The sequence below is a fragment of the Rhodoferax sp. LB1P47 genome (assembly GCF_056521445.1).
Window position 1 is genome coordinate 75,327 of the sequence record NZ_JBWMAU010000008.1, and the last position, 21,078, is coordinate 96,404.

Annotated in this window: 21 protein-coding genes; 15 read left to right on the forward strand and 6 right to left on the reverse strand. The window is 61.5% G+C overall.

Annotated elements, in window-relative coordinates:
* Positions 1-13 precede the first annotated feature (13 nt).
* The 13 genes from AC0969_RS11080 to hisD all read left to right on the forward strand — a co-directional run bounded on the left by AC0969_RS11080 (position 14) and on the right by hisD (position 10,927).
* Positions 14-1,492 (forward strand): glutamate synthase subunit beta, encoded by a 1,479-nt coding sequence (locus tag AC0969_RS11080; RefSeq protein WP_479624199.1) that lies wholly within the window; start codon positions 14-16, stop codon positions 1,490-1,492.
* Between the two features lie 307 nt (positions 1,493-1,799).
* Positions 1,800-2,636 carry an ABC transporter ATP-binding protein gene (locus AC0969_RS11085; RefSeq protein WP_479624200.1) on the forward strand — a complete coding sequence of 279 codons (837 nt, stop codon included), beginning with the start codon at positions 1,800-1,802 and terminating at the stop codon, positions 2,634-2,636.
* Complete coding sequence (gene mlaE, locus AC0969_RS11090) at positions 2,633-3,415, forward strand: lipid asymmetry maintenance ABC transporter permease subunit MlaE (protein WP_479624201.1); 783 nt, start codon at positions 2,633-2,635, stop codon at positions 3,413-3,415. The genes AC0969_RS11085 and mlaE overlap by 4 nt, the downstream gene beginning before the upstream one ends.
* An 8-nt stretch (positions 3,416-3,423) precedes the next feature.
* The gene (gene mlaD, locus AC0969_RS11095; protein WP_479624202.1) at positions 3,424-3,909 is read left to right on the forward strand and encodes an outer membrane lipid asymmetry maintenance protein MlaD; all 486 of its coding nucleotides are present in this window, start codon (positions 3,424-3,426) and stop codon (positions 3,907-3,909) included.
* 20 nt (positions 3,910-3,929) lie between these two features.
* On the forward strand, positions 3,930-4,646 hold the full coding sequence (locus tag AC0969_RS11100; protein ID WP_479624203.1) for an MlaA family lipoprotein: 717 nt from the start codon (positions 3,930-3,932) through the stop codon (positions 4,644-4,646).
* A gap of 78 nt (positions 4,647-4,724) precedes the next feature.
* Positions 4,725-5,357 carry an MlaC/ttg2D family ABC transporter substrate-binding protein gene (locus AC0969_RS11105; protein ID WP_479624204.1) on the forward strand — a complete coding sequence of 211 codons (633 nt, stop codon included), beginning with the start codon at positions 4,725-4,727 and terminating at the stop codon, positions 5,355-5,357.
* A 3-nt stretch (positions 5,358-5,360) separates the two neighbouring features.
* Complete coding sequence (locus AC0969_RS11110) at positions 5,361-5,630, forward strand: STAS domain-containing protein (RefSeq protein ID WP_479624205.1); 270 nt, start codon at positions 5,361-5,363, stop codon at positions 5,628-5,630.
* 57 nt (positions 5,631-5,687) lie between these two features.
* On the forward strand, positions 5,688-6,626 hold the full coding sequence (locus AC0969_RS11115) for an ABC transporter ATP-binding protein (RefSeq protein ID WP_479624206.1): 939 nt from the start codon (positions 5,688-5,690) through the stop codon (positions 6,624-6,626).
* Entirely contained in the window at positions 6,623-7,378 is a 756-nt protein-coding gene (locus AC0969_RS11120; protein ID WP_479624207.1) for an ABC transporter permease, read from the forward strand. Before AC0969_RS11115 ends, AC0969_RS11120 begins: the two co-directional genes overlap by 4 nt.
* A gap of 6 nt (positions 7,379-7,384) precedes the next feature.
* A complete protein-coding gene (locus tag AC0969_RS11125; RefSeq protein WP_479624208.1) occupies positions 7,385-7,627 on the forward strand; it encodes a BolA family protein in 243 nt (80 codons plus the stop codon).
* A gap of 44 nt (positions 7,628-7,671) precedes the next feature.
* Positions 7,672-8,952 carry a UDP-N-acetylglucosamine 1-carboxyvinyltransferase gene (gene murA, locus AC0969_RS11130; RefSeq protein WP_479624209.1) on the forward strand — a complete coding sequence of 427 codons (1,281 nt, stop codon included), beginning with the start codon at positions 7,672-7,674 and terminating at the stop codon, positions 8,950-8,952.
* Positions 8,949-9,599 carry an ATP phosphoribosyltransferase gene (hisG, locus tag AC0969_RS11135; protein WP_479624210.1) on the forward strand — a complete coding sequence of 217 codons (651 nt, stop codon included), beginning with the start codon at positions 8,949-8,951 and terminating at the stop codon, positions 9,597-9,599. Before murA ends, hisG begins: the two co-directional genes overlap by 4 nt.
* Positions 9,600-9,604: 5 nt before the next feature.
* On the forward strand, positions 9,605-10,927 hold the full coding sequence (hisD, locus tag AC0969_RS11140) for a histidinol dehydrogenase (protein WP_479624211.1): 1,323 nt from the start codon (positions 9,605-9,607) through the stop codon (positions 10,925-10,927).
* 450 nt (positions 10,928-11,377) lie between these two features.
* Here the strand turns inward: hisD and AC0969_RS11145 are convergent, their stop codons facing one another.
* From AC0969_RS11145 to AC0969_RS11165, 5 genes are all read right to left on the reverse strand, one after another.
* Positions 11,378-12,418 carry a DMT family transporter gene (locus AC0969_RS11145; protein ID WP_479624212.1) on the reverse strand — a complete coding sequence of 347 codons (1,041 nt, stop codon included), beginning with the start codon at positions 12,416-12,418 and terminating at the stop codon, positions 11,378-11,380.
* 16 nt (positions 12,419-12,434) lie between these two features.
* Positions 12,435-12,785, reverse strand: a complete 351-nt coding sequence (locus tag AC0969_RS11150; protein WP_479624213.1) for a DUF6488 family protein — start codon at positions 12,783-12,785, stop codon at positions 12,435-12,437.
* 42 nt (positions 12,786-12,827) lie between these two features.
* Positions 12,828-13,586 carry a HupE/UreJ family protein gene (locus tag AC0969_RS11155; RefSeq protein ID WP_479624214.1) on the reverse strand — a complete coding sequence of 253 codons (759 nt, stop codon included), beginning with the start codon at positions 13,584-13,586 and terminating at the stop codon, positions 12,828-12,830.
* Between the two features lie 708 nt (positions 13,587-14,294).
* Complete coding sequence (locus AC0969_RS11160) at positions 14,295-15,974, reverse strand: asparagine synthetase B family protein (protein ID WP_479624215.1); 1,680 nt, start codon at positions 15,972-15,974, stop codon at positions 14,295-14,297.
* Between the two features lie 27 nt (positions 15,975-16,001).
* A complete protein-coding gene (locus tag AC0969_RS11165) occupies positions 16,002-17,132 on the reverse strand; it encodes a right-handed parallel beta-helix repeat-containing protein (RefSeq protein WP_479624216.1) in 1,131 nt (376 codons plus the stop codon).
* Between the two features lie 75 nt (positions 17,133-17,207).
* Between AC0969_RS11165 and AC0969_RS11170 the strand changes: the two genes are divergently transcribed.
* Both AC0969_RS11170 and AC0969_RS11175 read left to right on the forward strand, forming a co-directional pair.
* Positions 17,208-18,446 carry a glycosyltransferase gene (locus AC0969_RS11170; RefSeq protein ID WP_479624217.1) on the forward strand — a complete coding sequence of 413 codons (1,239 nt, stop codon included), beginning with the start codon at positions 17,208-17,210 and terminating at the stop codon, positions 18,444-18,446.
* Between the two features lie 17 nt (positions 18,447-18,463).
* Entirely contained in the window at positions 18,464-19,582 is a 1,119-nt protein-coding gene (locus AC0969_RS11175) for a J domain-containing protein (RefSeq protein WP_479624218.1), read from the forward strand.
* Positions 19,583-19,611: 29 nt separating this feature from the next.
* On the opposite strand, the gene argH is transcribed toward AC0969_RS11175, so the two are convergent.
* Entirely contained in the window at positions 19,612-21,030 is a 1,419-nt protein-coding gene (gene argH / locus AC0969_RS11180) for an argininosuccinate lyase (RefSeq protein ID WP_479624219.1), read from the reverse strand.
* Positions 21,031-21,078: the final 48 nt, after the last annotated feature.

Below are 21,078 nucleotides of genomic sequence, written 5' to 3' on the forward strand. Positions count from 1 at the left end.
AATAGGAATCATCATGGGAAAAGTCACAGGCTTCATGGAATACGGCCGGCTGGAAGAGGGCTACAAGCCCGCCACCGAGCGGTTGAAACACTACAAGGAATTCGTCGTCGGCCTCGATGCGTCGCAGGCCAAGGTGCAGAGCGCGCGCTGCATGGACTGCGGTATTCCGTTCTGCAACAACGGTTGCCCGGTCAATAACATCATTCCCGACTTCAACGATCTGGTGTACCGGGGCGACTGGAAAAGCGCCATCGAGGTGCTGCACAGCACCAACAACTTCCCCGAGTTCACCGGCCGCATCTGCCCCGCACCCTGCGAGGCGGCCTGCACGCTGAACGTGAGCGATGACGCGGTGGGCATCAAGTCCATCGAGCACGCCATCATCGACCGCGCCTGGGACGAAGGCTGGGTTGTTCCCCGTCCTGCCAAGCACAAGACCGGTAAAAAAGTCGCCGTGGTGGGCTCCGGCCCTGCGGGCATGGCAGCGGCCCAGCAGCTGGCCCGGGTTGGCCACGATGTCACGCTGTTCGAGAAGAACGACCGCGTTGGCGGCCTGCTGCGTTACGGTATCCCCGACTTCAAGATGGAGAAGCACCACATCGACCGCCGTGTTGAACAAATGAAGGCCGAGGGCGTGACCGTGCGCACCGGCGTCATGGTGGGCGCGGCCAAAGACCCCCTGGGCAAGGGCTCCAAGGTGACCAACTGGGCCAAGGAAACCATCAGCCCTGAGCAGCTGCAAAAAGACTTTGACGCAGTGGTCCTCACCGGCGGTGCCGAGCAATCGCGCGATCTGCCTGTGCCCGGCCGCGAGCTCGACGGCATCCATTTCGCGATGGAATTCCTGCCCCAGCAAAACAAGGTCAACGCGGGCGACAAGCTCAAGGCCCAACTGCGTGCCGACGGCAAAAAAGTCATCGTCATTGGCGGCGGCGACACCGGCTCTGATTGCGTGGGCACCAGCAACCGCCACGGCGCCGTCAGCGTCACCCAGTTCGAGGTGATGCCCCAGCCGCCCGAGGAAGAAAACCGCCCCATGACCTGGCCCTACTGGCCGATCAAGTTGCGCACCAGCTCCAGCCACGTCGAAGGTTGCGACCGCGAGTTCGCCATCTCCACCAAAGAGTTCATTGGCGAAAACGGCAAGCTCACCGGCCTTAAAACCGTGCGCGTCGAGTTCAAAGACGGCAAGCTGGTGGAAATCCCCGGCACCGAAGTGGTGATGCCGGCCGACCTGGTGCTGTTGGCGATGGGCTTCGTTAGCCCGGTGGCCAACATACTGGATGCCTTTGGTATCGACAAAGATGCCCGTGGCAACGCCCGCGCCCACACCGAGTTCACCGGCGGCTATGCCACCAACGTGCCTAAGGTGTTTGCCGCTGGCGACATCCGCCGGGGCCAGAGCCTGGTGGTCTGGGCCATCCGCGAAGGCCGCCAGGCAGCGCGGGCGGTGGATGAGTTCCTGATGGGCTTTAGCGATCTTCCCAGGTAACTGTTGTACACACCCAGGCTACAGCGCAAGCGCTTTTCGCCAACCCCCTTGCCGGGGGCAACAGTAGCAGCCCGGCGGAGCCGGTTCTGCGCTGTTTTTGGAAATAGGTGTCTGTGCGTTGGATTGTGGGTTTTTTAGGCTGCTGGCGCTTACTCCATATGCGCAGGCAGCTATTTAATTCGTAGCATTTAGTTTGCACTTATTTACATACATTCGGGTATGTATGTTTTTTGCGGCGGCAGTGGCTAAATACTAGGACAATCCCTTATCATGCAAAAGCCGGAACGCCTCCGGCTTTTGCTTTTATATGACCACTGCGCCTACTGACAATCTTGTTGAAATTCGCCAGCTGAGCTTCGGCTACGGCGATCGCCCCGTGCTGGACGGCATCACGCTGGCCATTCCACGCGGTAAGGTGACGGCGCTGATGGGCGCATCGGGGGGCGGCAAGACCACAGTGCTGCGCCTGATTGGCGGGCAGATCACGGCGCAAAAGGGCGAGTTGCTGCTGGACGGCCAGAACGTGGCCAAGTTCGACCAAGCCGGTTGGTATGCCGCCCGTCGCCGCATGGGCATGCTGTTCCAGTTTGGGGCTTTGTTTACCGACATGAGCGTGTTCGACAACGTGGCGTTTCCGCTGCGCGAGCACACCGATTTGTCCGAGGCGCTGGTGCGCGACATCGTACTGATGAAGCTGGGCGCCGTGGGCCTGCGTGGCGCACGCGACCTGATGCCCAGTGAGGTCTCGGGCGGCATGGCGCGGCGCGTGGCCTTGGCCCGCACCATCGCGCTCGACCCCGAGCTGGTGATGTATGACGAACCCTTTGCCGGGCTGGACCCGATCTCGCTGGGCACCGCCGCCCGGCTGATCCGCGAGCTGAACGACACCATGGGCCTGACCAGCGTGGTGGTGTCGCACGATCTGGACGAAACCTTCCACATTGCCGACAAGGTGGTGATTTTGGCCAACGGCAAAATCGTCGCCCAAGGCACGCCCGACGAGGTGCGCAGCAGCACCGACCCGCTGGTGCACCAGTTCATCCACGCGCTGCCCGATGGCCCGGTGCGCTTCCACTACCCCGGCCCCAGCGTGGCGCAAGACTTTGGCGCAGGCCTGCAGCCACCCCCAGGAGGCGCGGCATGAGCTGGTTTAACCCTGCGGACGTAGGCTTTGCGTTGCGCACCCAATTAGCCGACATCGGCCGCGCCACGCGCCTGTTTGTGCGCTTGGTCACCCTGCTGGGGCCTACGCTCAAACGCTTCGGTCTGGTGCGCGACCAGATCCATTTCTTGGGCAATTATTCGCTGGCGCTGATTGGCGTGTCGGGCCTGTTTGTCGGCTTTGTGCTGGGCTTGCAGGGCTACTACACCTTGCAGCGCTACGGCTCCAGCGAGGCGCTGGGCCTGCTGGTGGCCTTGAGCCTGGTGCGCGAACTGGGCCCGGTGGTTGCGGCCTTGCTGTTTGCCGGGCGGGCGGGCACCTCGCTCACAGCGGGCATTGGCTTGATGAAGGCGGGCGAGCAACTGAGCGCGATGGAGATCATGGCCGTGGACCCGGTGCAGCGCATTCTGGCGCCGCGCTTTTGGGCCGGTGTAATCACCTTGCCCCTGCTGGCGGCGCTGTTCAGCGCGGTGGGCATCGTGGGCGGCTGGGTGGTCGGGGTGCTGATGATCGGGGTGGATTCCGGCGCGTTCTGGAGCCAGATGCAGGGCGGCGTGGACGTGTGGCGCGATGTCGGCAACGGGGTCATCAAAAGCATCGTCTTTGGTTTTACGGTGAGCTTTGTAGCCCTGCTGCAAGGCTATGAGGCCCAGCCCACGCCCGAAGGCGTGTCGCGGGCAACCACGCGCACCGTGGTGGTGGCCTCACTGGCAGTGCTGGCGTTGGACTTTTTGCTCACCGCCACCATGTTCACAATTTAAGGTTCTGTATGCCACGTTCTAAAAACGATATCTGGGTGGGTTTGTTTGTGCTGCTGGGGGCTGCCGCGCTGCTGTTTCTGGCCTTGCAGTCGGCCAATTTGCTGACCCTGAACTTCCAGACCGGTTATGCCGTGACGGCCAAGTTCGACAACATCGGCGGCCTCAAACCCAAGGCGGCCGTGAAAAGCGCCGGGGTGGTGGTGGGCCGGGTGGAGAGCATCACTTTTGATGACAAAAGCTTCCAGGCCCGGGTGGCGCTGGCGATGGACCCGCGCTACGCTTTCCCCAAAGACAGCTCGCTGAAAATTTTGACCAGCGGCCTGCTGGGCGAGCAGTACATCGGTATCGAAGCCGGTGCCGACGCCAAGAATCTGGCAGCAGGTGACACGATTTCGGCCACCCAGTCTGCGGTGGTGCTGGAGAATCTAATCAGCCAGTTTCTGTACAGCAAAGCCGCCGATGGCCCCGCAGCCGAGACCCCCGCTGCGAAATAACCCAGGGGAAAACCCTCGCCATGATGACTCTTAAAAATATAGCTGCCAGCGCAAGAACCGTCTGCGTAATAGGCGCTTTTTCTATTATTTCTGGTTGTGCCACAGGCCCGCAGGCAAACCCCCGCGACCCGCTGGAACCGCTGAACCGCAAGGTGGCCAGCTTTAACGATGTGGTGGACAAGGCCGTGGTCAAACCAGTGGCCAAGGCGTATATCTATGCCGTGCCCTCGCTGGCGCGCCAAGGCGTGACCAACTTCTTCTCCAACCTGGGCGAGGTCTGGAACACGGCCAACAACGCTTTTCAACTCAAAGGCCGGGCGGCGGCCGAGAGCTGGATGCGCTTCAGCATCAACAGCGTATTTGGCATAGCGGGTATTTTCGACCTGGCCACCGACATGGGCCTGGAGCGGCAGCGCGAAGACTTTGGCCAAACCCTGGGCTGGTGGGGCGTGCCGGCCGGGCCGTACCTCGTGCTGCCTTTGCTGGGGCCGTCCACCGTGCGGGATATTTCAGCCTGGTCGGTCAACGCTTACGGCAATCCGTTGAAGGTTTTCCCCGATGCGGGAGTCCGCGACCGGTTGACGGGCCTGAACCTGATCGATACCCGCGCCAACCTGCTGCGCGCCACCGAAGCGCTGGAAGAAGCAGCGCTGGACAAATACACCTTTACCCGCGACTTCTACCTGCAAGTGCGCGACAACGAGGTCTATGACGGCAATCCGCCCGAGCCCAAATAAGTACAACGCTCCCGCGTCAACCGCTGGGGGCACATTTCCATTACGGTATTGCGGATGTTCCGCGCAGAGAAAGTTGGTATGAAACGTCGTTTGCTAGGCCAATGGGCCGCTGGTGTTGTGTTGGTGGTAGCCACGTCTATGGGCGCACAGGCGGCCGATGAAGCGCCTGACGCGCTGGTCAAACGCATCTCCACCGATGTGCTGGAGACCATCAAGGCCGACAAAACCCTGCAACAGGGCGGTGTGGGCAAAGTCATGGCCTTGGTGGATGCCAAGATCATGCCCAACGTCAATTTTCAGCGCATGACCGCCTCGGCAGTTGGCCCCGGCTGGCGCCAGGCCACGCCTGAGCAGCAAAAGCGCCTGCAAGACGAGTTCAAAACCCTGCTGGTGCGCACTTATTCGGGCGCGTTGGCGCAGATTAGCGACCAAGAGGTCAGCATGAAACCCTTCCGCGCTAGCCCGGACGACAAGGAGGTGCTGGTGCGCTCCGAAGTCAAGGGCAAGGGCGACCCCATCCAGCTCGACTACCGGCTGGAGAAAACCCCCGGCGAGGGTGCGGGCTGGAAGATTTACAACCTGAACGTGCTGGGCGTGTGGCTGGTGGAAACCTACCGCAGCCAGTTCGCCAGCGAGATCAACGCCAAGGGCATCGACGGCCTGATCGCCACGCTGACCACCCGCAACCAAACCAACGCTAAAAAGAACTGACCCATGCTGGTGCTGCCCGCTGAGCTAACCCACGCCCAGGCCACCGCCGCGCTGCGCATGCTGCTGCAAGGCCTGCGTGCCCAGTCTGGCGACGTGGTGGTGGATGCCACGGCGCTGGCCCGGTTTGATTCTTCCGCCCTGGCGGTGCTGCTGGAATGCCGCCGCGCAAGCTTTGGCCTGGGCCGCACGTTTGCGGTACGCGGCCTGCCGACACGGCTGGCCGCCCTGGCGGGTTTGTACGGCGTGGCCGAGTTGTTGCCTTCCGCTGCATAAGCCGCCTGAAAACCTTACCCGGCAGGGCACAGGGCCAGCCGTTAAAATCGTTGCCCCATGCCCGCCATATCCTTCCAGCAGGTCTCCAAGACCTATCCCAGCCCACGCGGCTCCCAAAAACCCTCTCTCACCGCCCTCGATAGCGTCAGCTTCGACATCGCGCAAGGGGAGTTTTTTGGCCTGCTCGGCCCCAACGGTGCGGGTAAAACCACATTGATCAGTATTCTGGCGGGCTTGAACCGCGCCACCGGCGGCAAAGTGCTGGTGCACGGCCATGATGTGGCCAAAGACTACGCCCAGGCCCGCCGCCAGCTCGGCGTGGTGCCGCAAGAGCTGGTGTTCGACCCATTCTTCAACGTCCGCGAGGCGCTGCGCATCCAGTCCGGCTACTTTGGCGTGAAGAACAACGATGCCTGGATCGACGAACTGCTGGACAGCCTGGGCCTGGCCGACAAGGCCAACGCCAACATGCGCCAGCTCTCCGGCGGCATGAAGCGCCGCGTGCTGGTGGCCCAAGCCCTGGTGCACAAACCGCCGGTCATCGTGCTCGACGAGCCCACCGCCGGGGTCGATGTGGAACTGCGCCAAACCCTGTGGCAGTTCATCGCCAAACTCAACAAACAAGGCCACACGGTGCTGCTCACCACCCATTACCTGGAAGAAGCCGAGGCCCTGTGCTCGCGCATCGCCATGCTCAAACAGGGCAAAGTCGTGGCACTGGACCACACCAGCGCGCTGCTGAAAAACGCTGCCAGCAATGTGCTGCGCTTCAAAGTCGATAGCGAACTTCCTACAGCCCTGGCGCAGCAGGCCCGGATTACAGGCCGCATCGTGCAGTTTCCGGCGAACAACGCGGCCGAGATTGAACGCTATTTGGCGGCGGTGCGCGAAGCCGGGCTGACCGCCGAAGATGTCGAAATCCGCAAGGCCGATCTAGAGGATGTTTTCTTGGACGTGATGACCAACGGCTACACCGCCACAGGGGCACAAGCATGACCGGCTGGCAAACCCTGCTCTATAAAGAATCGCTGCGCTTCTGGAAGGTGGGCTTTCAGACCGTGGGCGCACCGGTGCTCACCGCTGTGCTCTACCTGCTGATCTTCGGCCATGTGCTCGAAGGTAAGGCCGTGGTCTACGGCACGATCAGCTACACCGCCTTTCTGGTGCCCGGCCTGGTGATGATGAGCGTGCTGCAAAACGCCTTTGCCAATAGCTCGTCGTCCCTCATCCAAAGCAAGATCATGGGCAGCCTGGTGTTTGTGCTGCTCTCGCCCCTGTCGCACTGGGACTGGTTCTGGGCCTATGTGGGCTCCGCCATTGCGCGTGGCCTGCTGGTGGGCGTGGGGGTGTTTGCGGTCACCGCCATCTTCACCGGAGCCCACTTTGAGGCCCCGCTGTGGATCATCGTGTTCGCGGTGCTAGGTGCGGCCTTGATGGGCACGCTGGGCATCATTGCGGGCCTGTGGGCCGAGAAATTCGACCAGATGGCGGCGTTTCAGAACTTCGTCATCATGCCCATGACGTTTTTGAGCGGCGTGTTCTATTCCATCCATTCCCTGCCGCCTTTCTGGCAAACCGTGAGCCACCTGAACCCGTTTTTCTACATGATCGACGGCTTCCGCTACGGCTTCTTTGGTGTGAGCGACGTGTCGCCGTGGCTCAGCCTGGGCATCGTCGGCTCGGCCCTGCTGGTGGTGAGCGCCATCACGGTGAATCTCTTGCGCATCGGCTACAAAATCCGTGGATAACAAAAAATGACTGCTGACGAACTCCAAACCATCATCCAGGCGCACCTGCCCTGCGAGCACATCACCCTGGAAGGCGATGGCCGCCACTGGTACGCCACCATCGTCTCAGCCGAGTTTGAAGGCCGCCGCGCCATCCAGCGGCACCAGCGGGTGTACGCCACGCTGGGTGCCAAGATGCACACCGACGAGGTGCATGCGCTGTCAATGAAGACCTACACCCCCGCCGAATGGGCCGCACTACCTCGGTAGTGCTTTCACTTTCGTGCCCCGTTAAATTTTTAGAAGAATTCCCCATGGACAAACTCCTCATTCGCGGTGGCCGCACTCTGCAAGGCACGGTGCGCATTTCTGGTGCCAAAAATGCCGCCCTGCCCGAACTCTGCGCTGCGCTGCTGACGGCCGAGCCGGTCACCCTCACCAATGTGCCGCGCCTGCAAGACGTGTCCACCATGCTCACGCTGATCCGCAACATGGGCGTGACAGCCGAGCGCACGGACGCGGGCAGCGTCACTTTGAACGCGGGCGCTTTGTCCACCCCCGAAGCGCCTTACGAGCTGGTCAAAACCATGCGCGCTTCGGTGCTGGCCTTGGGCCCGTTGCTGGCCCGCTTTGGCGAGGCCACCGTGTCGCTGCCCGGCGGCTGCGCGATTGGCTCGCGCCCGGTGGACCAGCACATCCTGGGCATGCAGGCGATGGGCGCGGAGATTGTGGTCGAACACGGCTACATGATCGCCAAGCTGCCCGCAGGCCGCACCCGCCTCAAGGGCTGCCACATCACCACCGACATGGTCACCGTGACCGGCACCGAGAACTTCCTGATGGCCGCCACCCTGGCCGAGGGCGAAACCATTCTGGAAAACGCCGCCCAAGAGCCGGAAATCAGCGACCTGGCCGAAATGCTGATCAAGATGGGCGCCAAGATCGAAGGCCACGGCACCCACCGCATTCGCATCCAGGGCGTGGACAAGCTGCACGGCTGCACCCACCAGGTGGTTGCTGACCGCATCGAGACCGGTACCTTCCTGTGCGCTGTGGCTGCTACCGGTGGCGACGTGCTGCTGCAACATGGCCGTGCCGACCACCTCGACGCGGTGATCGACAAGCTGCGCACCGCCGGTGTCACCGTGACCCCCGAGGCCGACGGCATCCGCGTGCAGTCGGCCGGCCCGGCCCACACGCACCTCAAGGCGCAGAGCTTTCGCACCACCGAATACCCCGGTTTTCCCACCGACATGCAGGCCCAGTTCATGGTGCTGAACTGCGTGGCCCAGGGCCCCAGCAAGGTGACCGAGACGATTTTTGAAAACCGCTTCATGCACGTCAACGAGCTGGTGCGCCTGGGCGCGCACATCCAGATCGACGGCAAAGTTGCCGTGCTTGAAGGTATTGCCAAACTCTCCGGTGCCACCGTGATGGCCACCGACCTGCGTGCCTCCGCCAGTTTGGTGATTGCCGGGCTGGTCGCCGAAGGCGAAACCGTTGTGGACCGCATCTACCACCTGGACCGGGGTTACGACCAGATGGAAGCCAAACTGCGCGGCATCGGTGCGGACATCGAAAGAGTGAAAGCATGATCACCCTAGCTCTCTCCAAAGGCCGCATCTTTGACGACACGCTGCCGCTGTTGCGCGCCGCCGGCATCGAGGTGCTGGACGACCCTGAAAAATCCCGCAAGCTGATCCTCGACACCAACCAGCCTGGCGTACGCGTGCTGATCGTGCGGGCCTCGGACGTGCCCACCTATGTGGAAAACGGCGGTGCCGATCTGGGCATCACCGGCAAAGACACGCTGATTGAACACGGCGGCCAGGGCATGTACCAACCGCTGGATTTGCAAATCGCCAAATGCCGCATCAGCGTGGCGGTGCGCAACGACTTTGACTACGAACGCGCCGTCAAGCAGGGCTCGCGCCTGCGTGTCGCTACCAAATACGTCGCGATTGCGCGCGAATTCTTCGCCACCAAGGGCGTACACGTCGATCTGATCAAGCTCTACGGCAGCATGGAACTGGCCCCGTTGACCGGGCTGGCCGATGCCATCGTCGATCTGGTGTCCACCGGCAACACGCTGCGGGCCAACCATTTGGTCGAGGTGGAGCGCATCATGGACATCAGCTCGCGGCTGGTGGTGAACCAAGCCGCGCTCAAGCTCAAGCAAGCCCCCATCCGCGCCATGATCGACGCGTTTGCTGCGGCAGTAGCAGCACAGGCTAAAGCATAAATACTATGAAATTTGTAGCTACTCCCGCCCGTCTATCTAGCGCTAGCAGCACTTTTGAGGCTGAATTCAAGGCCCGCTTGCATTGGTCGGCCGAGGCGGACACGGCGATCGAAAAAGTCGTGGCCGACATCCTGGCCGACGTGCAGCAGCGCGGCGACGCAGCGGTGCTGGAGTACACGAATCGCTTTGACGGCCTGCAAGCAAACACGCTGGCCGCGCTGGAGCTGACCCAGGCCGAACTCAAAGCCGCCTTCGACACCATTCCCCCTGCCCAGCGCGAAGCCCTGCAAGCCGCAGCCGCCCGCGTGCGCAGCTACCACGAGGCGCAGAAAAAGGCCTCGGGCGAGAGCTGGAGCTACCGGGATGCAGACGGCACCCTGCTGGGCCAAAAGGTCACGCCGCTGGACCGCGTGGGCATCTACGTGCCCGGTGGCAAGGCGGCCTACCCGAGCAGCGTTTTGATGAACGCCATCCCCGCCCACGTGGCGGGCGTGGCGGAAATCATCATGGTCGTGCCCACACCCCGGGGCGAAAAGAATGCCCTGGTGCTGGCCGCCGCCTATGTGGCCGGTGTCACCCGCGCCTACACCATCGGCGGTGCGCAGGCCGTGGCCGCGCTGGCCTATGGCACGGCCAGCATCCCCGCCGTGCACAAAATTACCGGCCCCGGCAACGCCTATGTGGCCGCCGCCAAGCGCCGCGTGTTTGGCACGGTGGGCATCGACATGATTGCCGGGCCGAGCGAAATTTTGGTGCTGGCCGATGGCAGCACCCCGCCCGATTGGGTGGCGATGGACCTGTTCAGCCAGGCCGAGCACGACGAGCTGGCGCAGAGCATTCTGCTGTGCCCCGACGCCACCTACATCGACCAGGTGCAGGCCAGCATCGACCGCCTTCTCAATGAAATGCCCCGCGCCGAAATCATCGCCAAGTCGCTCAATGGCCGGGGTGCGCTGATCCATACGCGCAGCATGGAAGAAGCCTGCGAGATCAGCAACCGCATCGCCCCCGAGCATTTGGAAGTCAGTAGTACCGACCCGCACCGCTGGGAGCCGCTGCTCAAGCACGCCGGAGCCATCTTTTTGGGGGCCTACACCTCGGAGAGCCTGGGCGACTACTGCGCCGGACCCAACCACGTGCTGCCCACGTCCGGTACGGCACGTTTCTCCAGCCCGCTGGGGGTCTACGACTTCCAGAAGCGCAGCAGCATCATTGAAGTCAGCCAGGTGGGCGCGCAGGCGTTGGGCAAGATTGCCGCCGAATTGGCCCATGGAGAAGGTTTGCAAGCCCATGCCCGGGCGGCCGAAATGCGGCTGGACGCAGTTTGAGCAACTGAGTAGGCGGCACCAAAAATGGTGTTGCAAGCGAAGATGCCGTATCGACCTGTAGGCCGATGCTGGTACAAAGCGTGTGATTTATCTATTGCCGCCATAGACCAGCGTCCTGTGTCAGGGGATGAATCTCTTCACGTCTGGCAAGAACCTTTGTCAATGGTTCGGCCTCCCATGTCCATGATCTCCAGCTACAGACGGTCTTTGAATTCCGGCACCGGAATGTGGCCATCCCGCAACCAACTGCCATCGTCACGGCGAACCGCCTCGTCGATATACTTTTAAAGCCGGGTCTTGCGGGCGGTGACCAGCGCAATCTTTGTCATAGAAAACACGCCATTTATCAGGATAAGGGCGATAAGTATCAGTATTTCCATATAAAGGGGATCAAAACCCCATGTGCGGTGTGTAGGAGGCAGGGTGTAAAGATGTCGCCATACCAAAGTGTCAGTGCGCGTGCAGGTGATGTGCATCTGGCACGTGTGGATGCATATGGCGCATGGGCTCGTGGCAATGCGGGTGGCTGTGTTGCCCGGCTGGCATGTCTGCGTGCCCGTGCAAGTGGTGCCCATCGTCATGTGAATGGGTGTGCTCGTGTTCAAGTGCCTCGTGGTTATGCGCATGGCCGTGCGATTCAAATAGATGCAGCACCACACCGACCAACATCAACACACCACCGGTGACCAATATCCAGGTGCCAGAGCGGTTGCCTAATGCGAATGCACCTAAGGCCCCGATAAATGGTGCGAACGCGAACACCGAACCCGTTCGCCCCGCACCAAACTCCCGCTGCGCTAACAGGTACAAACGTAAACTCAGCCCATAGCCCGTGGCACCAATAGCAAGCAAGGCACCTGCGGCAACCAAACCGGGCATAGGCTCGCCAAAGAGCAGCGCAAGACCCACGGTTGCGGTTGCGCCTAAACCTGCTTTTGCCAATACAACCTGACCGGGATCGCGATCGGCTACACCCCGGGACAATGTGTTGTCTACGCCCCAAGCTGCGGTAGCTACCAAGACAGCCAGCAGACCTGACAATTGGGTGTCACCCGCAAGGCCTTGTTCCATAACCAGTGCCACGCCACCTGCCAGCAAAAAGAGCATGGCCGTACCCACACGCTTGTCCATGGTTTCGCCATAGAGTCGCCACGCCAATACGGCCGTAAAGAGTGCTTCCAAAGTCAGCATCAGTGATGCACTCGACCCACTGGTACGCTGCAAGCCCCACGCCAAAGCGACTGGGCCGATGACAGCGCCAAATCCCGCCATCGCAGCGATGCGTGGAAGGTCTGAGCGCCTCAAAGCTGCCTCTCGTTCGGGGGGGTGGCGCATCAAGAGCGCAACCACAGCCGCCCCTGCATATAGCAGTGCGGCGGTCGTGAAAGCGCCCAACCCCTGCCCGAAATGCTGCACCAAAGGCGTGCTAAGGCCAAACAGTGCCGCTGCCAAAAGGGCAAGTAGACCTCCTTTGAGGGCCGGTGCAGACATTCGGGTTTTCAAAATATTACTTTCCTGTGAAGTTGGCACCAATGAAGTTGCCTGTCAGGGTGTAAAACATGTAAAGCACCTGCTTGGAGGTGTCTTTCTCTGCGGGATTTTTGAACGTGAATTTCCATTCCTTCATGCGCTTACCTTCAATGGTTTCTGCTTTGTCCAGTGCGACTGGCTTCCATGATGCATCGATTTTTCCGTTGCTGATTAAGGCGTTTTTTTGCGCATTGGCGCAACCCGTGAGGATGGATTCCTTGATTGGCGCATGCCCATGGAAATGGCAGCCACTATCACCACCGGCAAAAGCGGCAGGTGCAAAAGCAAGCGTGGCAACCATACTAGCGATTGAAGCAATTTTTTTCATGGTGATTTCCTTGGTGTGAAAGAGTTGAAGTAAAAAAGGGGGTCAAAGTGTGTTGCGGCTAGGGTCAACTGTTTTGTCAATATCCATGTCTTCATGGATGTGCCTGTGCTCTTGCGCAGGGAAGCGGAAGCTGTCCGGGTTGGCATCGTGCTGGTAGCCGTGGAGTTGCGTGAATAGCAAATACACACCTGCGTAGATGAGGCCCAAGTTGGCTGCAAAGCTGAAGCGATTGAATGAAGGTCTGTGCCGCCAGAGCGCCAGCAGGCCGACCATCACGGTCAGTGCTGCAATCTGGCCAATTTCCACTCCCACATTGAAGCTCAGAATGCGCAGCAGCATGGACGTGCTGTCGTCACCCAGCGGCAACTGTTGAAGGCGTGTGGACAGTCCAAAGCCATGCAACAAGCCAAAGCCAAAGACAGCCGCCAACAGGTTGGGCGACTGCATGCCAAAGACACGTTGAAAGCCGCCGTTGTTGTCAAAGCCCTTGTAGATGACGCTGATGGCAATGATGGCATCCACCAAATAGTAGTTCCAGGTGATCTTGTAGTAGGTTGCAAAAACCAGGGTGATGCAGTGCCCCAGCGTAAAGACCGTGACGAACTTCGCCACGTCCTTGAAACTGGTAAGGAAAAACACTACGCCAAAGAGGAATAACAAATGGTCATATCCGGTGAGCATGTGGCTGGCTCCCAGCCCGATGTAACGGATATAGCCACCATCCAGCATGCTTTGCCGGTCAGCTTCGGAAATGCCGTGGGCAAGTGCCAAAAGTGGCAGCGCCAGCAGCAGCAAGGCCATGCATCGGCCAAGAGTGAGTTTTTTCATCAAATAGTTAAACCTAGGTTGGTTGCGCGTATCCGCAGGACGACTTTCGGACAAAAGTCCAAAGGCATCAAACGGGCAATTGAAATGCGAGAGGAATCGGCCCGCTATGTCGGGGCCGATCTTTGGCTATGCGCGTTGCATCGGGGGCCGCAAAGGGCCTTCAAGAGTGGGGGAAAGTCGTGCCGAATGGCGTATCTCAGGGGGAGACATAGACCGAACCTCCACCCATGCGGGTTGCTGTGAGCTCAATAGCCCAGAAGGGCTGGCACCAGAGTCTGCATGCATGTGCTGTACCGGGCCATCATCATCCATGTGTAGCGCGTTGTCAGCGTGATGGTGGTGGTTTGCATCTTGAGAGTGCACTATCAAGTGCTCCAACTCGCCAACCCTTTGCGCTACCGACCACGACCCGAGCATAGATAAGGATTGCCACACAAGGACAGCCAGAAGCAAGAGCGCGCGGGAACTTTGGAGCATTGGGGTCGATTTTAGTGGCTCATGCCCATCCCGGCCTTGCAAATGGCTTCAGCACCCATAGACGGACGGTGGTGGGGTGGTTGAATTCGGCTTGAGAAAGGGCGGTAATTTTCAGGCATTAAATAGGGTTCTAGCGCATATTTTGTCTGCGCAATAAGCTATCTATTTTGAAGTAAAAATTAATAGCAAGTACCGAATCTAGGCTCAACCCGCCATCTTGTACTCGGGCGCATGTGCCTGCAGCCACTGCTCCAGCATCATCAAGATCCACACCATTTCGCCAAAGTAGCCGGGGTGCTCTTGCAACCGCTCGGTGAGCAGGCTGCGGATGAACTCGGGGCGCACGATGTTGCGGGTGGCCAGGCTGTTCAGGCTGTCGGTGGCTACGGCGCGCAGGCCGTCGTGGCGGGTGGCCCACACGCCGAAGGGCAGGCCGAAGCCTTGCTTCTTCTTGGTCAGAATTTCGTCGGGCAGGAAGCCGCGCAGGGCTTCCTTGAAGAACCAGCGCAGCTTCAGGCCCTTGAGCTTGTATTCCAGCGGCAGCTTGAGCGAGAAGTCCAGCAGCGCCTCGTTCAGCATCGGGAAGCCCACGCCCAGACCCGCTAACTGGGTGGTGCCGCAGACCTTGGGCAGGTCGCTTTCGGCCAGGGTATAGCGCCAGTCGAAGGCCAGCATGCGGTTGAGCTGGCTGCCGGTGGTGGCCTGGCTCCAGATGCCGCGCTGCTGCTCGGCCGGGCCCTGGATGTTGACCTGGGCCAGAAACGCCGGGGTCAGCACATCGTTCACGCCCAGGCGCAGCAGCAGGTTGTACATCTGCAAGCGGTCGGGCAGCGGCACCTTGGCCTGTTCCACGTAGCTGGAGGCTTTGCTGAGCAGGGGGATCCGGCTGTCAGCGGTTTTGGCCAGCAGCGGCTCCATCAGGCCACTGCGGATGCCGCTGGGCAGCATGTCGTACCAGCCAAACACGCGCTGCTTGGCGTAGCGGCTGTTGCCGCCAAAGAGTTCGTCGCCGCCGTCCCCGGCCAAAATTTTGGTCACGCCGTCGTCTTTGGCCTTGCGGGCGCAGTAGTACGAGGGCAGGGCGGACGAGTTGCCAAACGGCTGGTCGTAGGAGCGGGCCACGTCGGCAATGCTGCGCACCAGGTCGTCGGGGGTGACGTAGTACTCGTGGTGCTCGGTGTTGAAGTGGCGCGAGGCCAGCCGGGCGTATTCCATCTCGTCGTAGCCCTCGGCATCGAAGCCGATGGAGTAGGTGGCGGCTTTTTGCTCTTGTTTGCCGACGATTTCGCTGAGCATGCCGGCCACGGTGGAGCTGTCGGTGCCGCCGCTCAAGAAGCAGGCCGCCTTGCCGCCGTCGAGCTGGGTGCTGACGGCGTTGCGCAGCAGGCCGCGAAACTCTTCGCGCAGGTCGTCGAATGACGCGCTGCGCGGCTCGATGAAGCTGGGCACCCAGTAGGGCGCGACGGTGAGTTGGCCGTGTTCAAACAGCGCGTAATGGCCAGGCGGCAGGCGGAACACGCCTTTGAAGATGGTGCGCGGCGAGGGGATGGCGTGGAAGTACAGGTAGTCGAAGATGGCCTGCGGGTCGATATCGGCACCATCGGCCAGCGCATCGGCACGGCCCGCAAAGCGCAGCTGCCCGTCCACCACCCGGTAGCACAGGCTGCGGATGGCAAAGCGGTCTACCGCCAAAAACGTGCGGCCCGAGGGCTCTTGCAGCCCCACCGCAAAGTCGCCCGTGGCCTGTAGCGCGGCGCTGGCGGCATCGGTGGCAATGGCGGCTTGCCAGGCGGCCAGCGGGCCTTCGGTGCTGGCGATTGCGGCTAGGCTGGCATCGGCAAAGCGGGGGCTACCAAGAACCAGAGAGGGGGTGTGTGAGGGCATGGGTAGGGGGCGTAAAAAGCAAAAATATCAGGGCCGGGGCGCTTGCAGGCGCTGCATGGCTCCGGGATTATGCGGGGCAATGTCGAGCAGAATGCTTTTGACCGGGTGGGTGTATTCGCGCTGGGGTTGCAGCGCTGCATCCAGGGCAATGGCCTGGCCCAGCAGGGGCGAGCGGGGCGGTAGCCGGTAGTCGCTGGTCAGGCTGCTGCGGTCGGTGCGCAGGTTGTTGCGGAAGTCGCCCGGCGGGGTGGCTTGCAGCGGCGTGGGGCCCACCAGCAGGTTGTTGACCACCAGCACCGTATCGGCACCGGGTTTGATTTTCAACCAAATGCCGCCGCCGGGTAGATCGTCCACCAGGGTGTTGTAGGCCAACGTGAGGCGGTTGACCGGCCAGGTGTAGCCCTCGGCCCCGAAGGAGATGAGGGCGGGGTTCTCGGTCAGTGGGCCTTGCTGGATGGTGTTGCCCAGCACCAGCGCCTCGCCACCATTGGGAAACTCTAGTTCGTAGCTAGCGCTGCCGCCGTCGTCGGTGAGGCGGTTGTACAGAATGTGGCTCACGGCGGCGCGGCTTTTTAGCAAGTGGCCTGTGCGGGCGTGGTGCAGGTAGCTGCCGGTGACGGTGGCGCGGGCGATTTGGCCGATGTAGAGGTTGTGGTTGTGCCCGTCGGGGCGCATGTTGTAGGCGAATTCGCTGTTTTCCACCTCCAGCACGGCTTGGGGGTCGTTGCTGGTCAGTAGGCCCATTTCGTTGTACATGAAGGTGCAGTTGCGCACCACCAGCCAGCCCGATTCAAAGCGGATGCCCGCGCCGTTGCGGCCCGGCACCTGCGCGCCTTCAAAGTCAAATCCCTCCACGGTGAACTTGGTGCTGCGCACCACCCAGATGGCCTTGTTTTCTGCCGCCATGCCGTTGGCCCGCAGCCGCACACGGCCGCCCACGGCGCGCAGGGTGAGGTGGGGCTGGGTCCACACCGCCACGTCGCCCACGTAGTCACCCGCATCTACGTCAATAATGGTGTTGGCGCTTGCTATACGTGCGGCAGCAGCTATTGTTTTGATAGTGCGCTGCGGGCCGACTTGCAACACCGTGGCGGCACTGCTTGCGCCCACCCAAAGGGCCAGCACAAGCAGGCTAAAGCGTAGGAAAAGATGTCGCATGGTGCGGGCATTTTGCCGGATGGCTGTGGCTTAGACCGTATGATTGCCGCGCCGCAAACAACCCAAGGCCCCCGTGTGAAAACAGTTTTGATGATCGCCTACCACTTCCCTCCGCTGGCGGGTAGCAGTGGTATCCAGCGGACCTTGCGCTTTGTGCAGCACCTGCCCGCCCTGGGCTGGAAGCCGGTGGTACTGACTGCCGACCCGCGTGCCTATGAGCGCACCAGTCCCGATTTGTTGCACGACGTGCCCGATGGCACCGTGGTGCGCCGCGCCTTCGCCCTCGACACCGCCCGGCACCTGAACATCCAGGGCCGCTACATGGGCTGGATGGCCCGGCCCGACCGCTGGATCAGCTGGCGCTTTGACGCGGTGCGCCAGGGCCTGCAACTGATCAAAGAGTTCAAGCCCGATGCGATTTGGTCTACCTACCCCATCGCCACCGCCCACGTGATTGCCCAGCAACTGCACCAGAAGACCGGCCTGCCCTGGGTGGCTGATTTCCGCGACCCGATGGCCCAAGATGGCTACCCCGCCGACCCCGTCACCTGGCGCAGCTACCAGCGCATCGAGCAAGAGGCGATGGAGCAGGCCAGCCGCAGCGTCTTCACCACCCCCGGCGCGGCGCAGATGTACCGCGAGCGCTACCCCCAGGCCGCTGGCCGCATCACCGTGCTGGAAAACGGCTATGACGAAGAAAGCTTTGCCAATGCGCCCCGCGCCCCGGTGCGGGTGCTGACCGATGACCAGCCCGTGGTGCTGTTACATAGTGGCATCGTGTATCCGTCGGAGCGCGACCCGACCCAGTTGTTCCAGGCCCTGCAACGCCTCAAAGCCAGCGGTGGTTTAACGGCCCGGCAGCTGCAAATCCGCTTCCGCGCCTCGGCCCATGACGGCATGCTGACCCAGCTGGCCAGCCAGTACGGCGTGCAGGACTTCATTGAGCTCAGCCCCGCCGTGCCCTACCGCGAAGCGCTGGCTGAAATGCTGTCGGTGGATGCCTTGCTGGTAATGCAGGCCAGCAACTGCAATGCCCAGATTCCCGCCAAAATTTACGAATACCTGCGCGCAGGCCGCCCCATCCTCGGCCTGACCGACCCGGCGGGCGACACCGCCGGGGTGCTGCGCGGTGCCGGGCTGGAGGCGATGGCGCGCATTGATTCGGCAGACGAGATTGCGGCCCTGTTGCCGCAGTTTGTGGCCGCCGTACGGGCACATGCGGTGCGGTTGCCGGATGCGGCGGCGGTAAAGAACGCTTCGCGCCAGGGCCGGTCGCAGGCGTTTGCCGCGTTGCTGCAGGGCGTGGTTCGCTAATTTTTCAAGTTTGACCGATGACCGTTTCCAAGAAATCCGTTCGCATCGTGGCCCAGCAGGCTACTGCCACCTTGTCCAAGGGGCAAAAAACCTTTAACACCCTGGTAGAGAAAATTGCCAAACAGCGCGATGTGCTGGCCCAGTGGCAGGTGGCCGCAGAGGCGTGCAAAACCAAAGTTGCCAGCGAATACCAGCCTTTGTACCGAGAGTTTCAGGTGCAGCAGGTGGTGTTTGCGTGGGCCTTGGACCAGAAGCTGGACAAACCAGGCCTGACCAAAACCGAGCGCGAGACGCTGGAAATGGTCATCCTCTCTATGGTGGAGCACCTGCTTGGGGAGACCGATGACGAGTCGCTCAAACCCCTCTACGCCAAGTACAGCGGTGGCGACTTTGATGCAGAAGAAGAGGCCGCCCTTGCCGAGGCGCAGGAGGAAGATGCGCACTTCAAGGCGACGATGGAGGCCGTTTATGGCGCGCCAACCGCGGATGACCCGGAGGGCGCAGTGCCGCAAACGCCCGAGGAGCTGCTGCAAAAATTGTTGGCGCAAATGGGCAACCAGCCGCCGCGCAAGCCCACCGCCAAACAACAGGCCAAGCAAAAGGCCGAAGACGACCAAACCAGCCTGTCGATCCGCGAGGTCTACCGCAAGCTGGCCAGCGCCCTGCACCCTGACCGCGAGCCCGATGTAGATGAGCGCCAGCGCAAAACCGAGCTGATGCAGCGCGTCAACCAGGCGTATGACAAAAAGGACTTACTCAAACTGCTGGAGCTGCAACTAGAGTTGGAGCACATCGACGCCAGCACCATCGCCAGCCTGTCGGAAGACCGGTTAAAGCACTACAACAAGGTGCTCAAAGAGCAGTTGCGCGAGCTGGAGGCTGAGGTACTGAGTGTGCAAATGCCGTTGCGGGCAGGTTTTCAGATGCACCCCTATGAGGCGCTGACCCTGCCCAGCGTGATGCCCCGCATCCATACCGATGTGGCCCGGCTGCAACGCAATGTGGCGCAGGTACGTGCGGATACCGCGATGCTGGACGACTCCAAGGCGCTGAAGGCATGGATCAAACAGTACCGCCGTGAGCTCAAAGCCATGCGGCGCGAGATGGACGAGGAAGACGACTTCCCGTTTTTTTGAACCGGCCGGGGTGCGGCTCGGTCTATGGATCAGCCCGCGCTTAAACGCGCCGTGTGCCGCGCAATTTGTGCCCGCACCTGGGCCGGTGCTGTGCCGCCCAAGATGTTGCGGGCGTTCATGGAGCCGCGCAGGCTCAAGCACTCGTACACGTCTGGCTCGATCTTGGCGTTGAAGCCTTGCAGCACCTCCAGCGGCAGCTCGGACAGGTCCACACCTTTGACGATGGCGGTTTTCACCGCGTGGGCCACCACCTCGTGCGCGTCGCGGAAGGGCAGGCCTTTCTTGACCATGTAATCGGCCAGATCGGTGGCGGTGGCGTAGCCGCGCAGCGCGGCGCGTTCCATCGCCTCGGGCTTGACGGTGATGCCACCGACCATTTCGGCAAAGATGCGCAGCGTGTCTTTGAGCGTGTCCACGGTGTCGAACAGCGGCTCTTTGTCCTCCTGGTTGTCCTTGTTGTAGGCCAGGGGCTGGCCCTTCATCAGGGTGATCAGGCCCATCAGGTGGCCGACCACGCGGCCGGTTTTGCCACGCGCCAGTTCGGGCACGTCGGGGTTTTTCTTCTGCGGCATGATGCTGGAGCCGGTGCAAAAGCGGTCGGCAATGTCGATGAAACCAAAGCTCTGGCTCATCCACAGCACCAGCTCTTCGCTCAGGCGGCTGATGTGCACCATGGCGATGCTGGCGGCGGCGGTGAATTCGATGGCGAAGTCGCGGTCGCTGACGGCATCCAGGCTGTTTTGGCAAACGCCCTCCATGCCCAAAGTGGCGGCCACGCGCTCGCGGTCCAGCGGGTAGCTGGTGCCAGCCAGGGCGGCACTGCCCAGCGGCAGGCGGTTGACGCGTTTGCGTACGTCCAGCATGCGCTCGGCATCGCGGGCGAACATTTCCACATAGGCCAGCATGTGGTGGCCAAAGCTCACCGGTTGGGCCACTTGCAGGTGGGTGAAGCCGGGCATCACCACTTCCACGTTTTTGTCGGCCAAGCTGACCAGCGCCAGTTGCAAGTCGGTCAACAGCCCTTGGATTAGGTCCATTTCGCTGCGCAGCCACAGGCGCACGTCGGTGGCCACCTGGTCGTTGCGGCTGCGGCCGGTGTGCAGGCGCTTGCCCGCATCGCCCACCAGTTGGGTCAGGCGGGCTTCGATATTCAGATGTACGTCTTCCAAGTCCAGCTTCCACTCGAAGTTGCCGGATGCAATGTCTGCGCTGATCTGCGCCAGGCCGCGTTGGATATCGGCGTGGTCCTGCGCGGCAATGATGTTTTGTGCGGCCAGCATTTCGGCGTGGGCCAGGCTGCCGGCGATGTCGGCCTGCCACAGGCGCTTGTCAAAAAACACGCTGGAGGTGTAGCGCTTGACCAGGTCGCTCATGGGCTCGGAGAACAGCGCCGACCAGGCTTCGGATTTTTTGTCGAGTTGGTTATGGGCGATGGAGGAGGAAGTCATGGGATACCAGATGGGAAAAGGAGTGGCATACCAGCGGGGATGAACTTC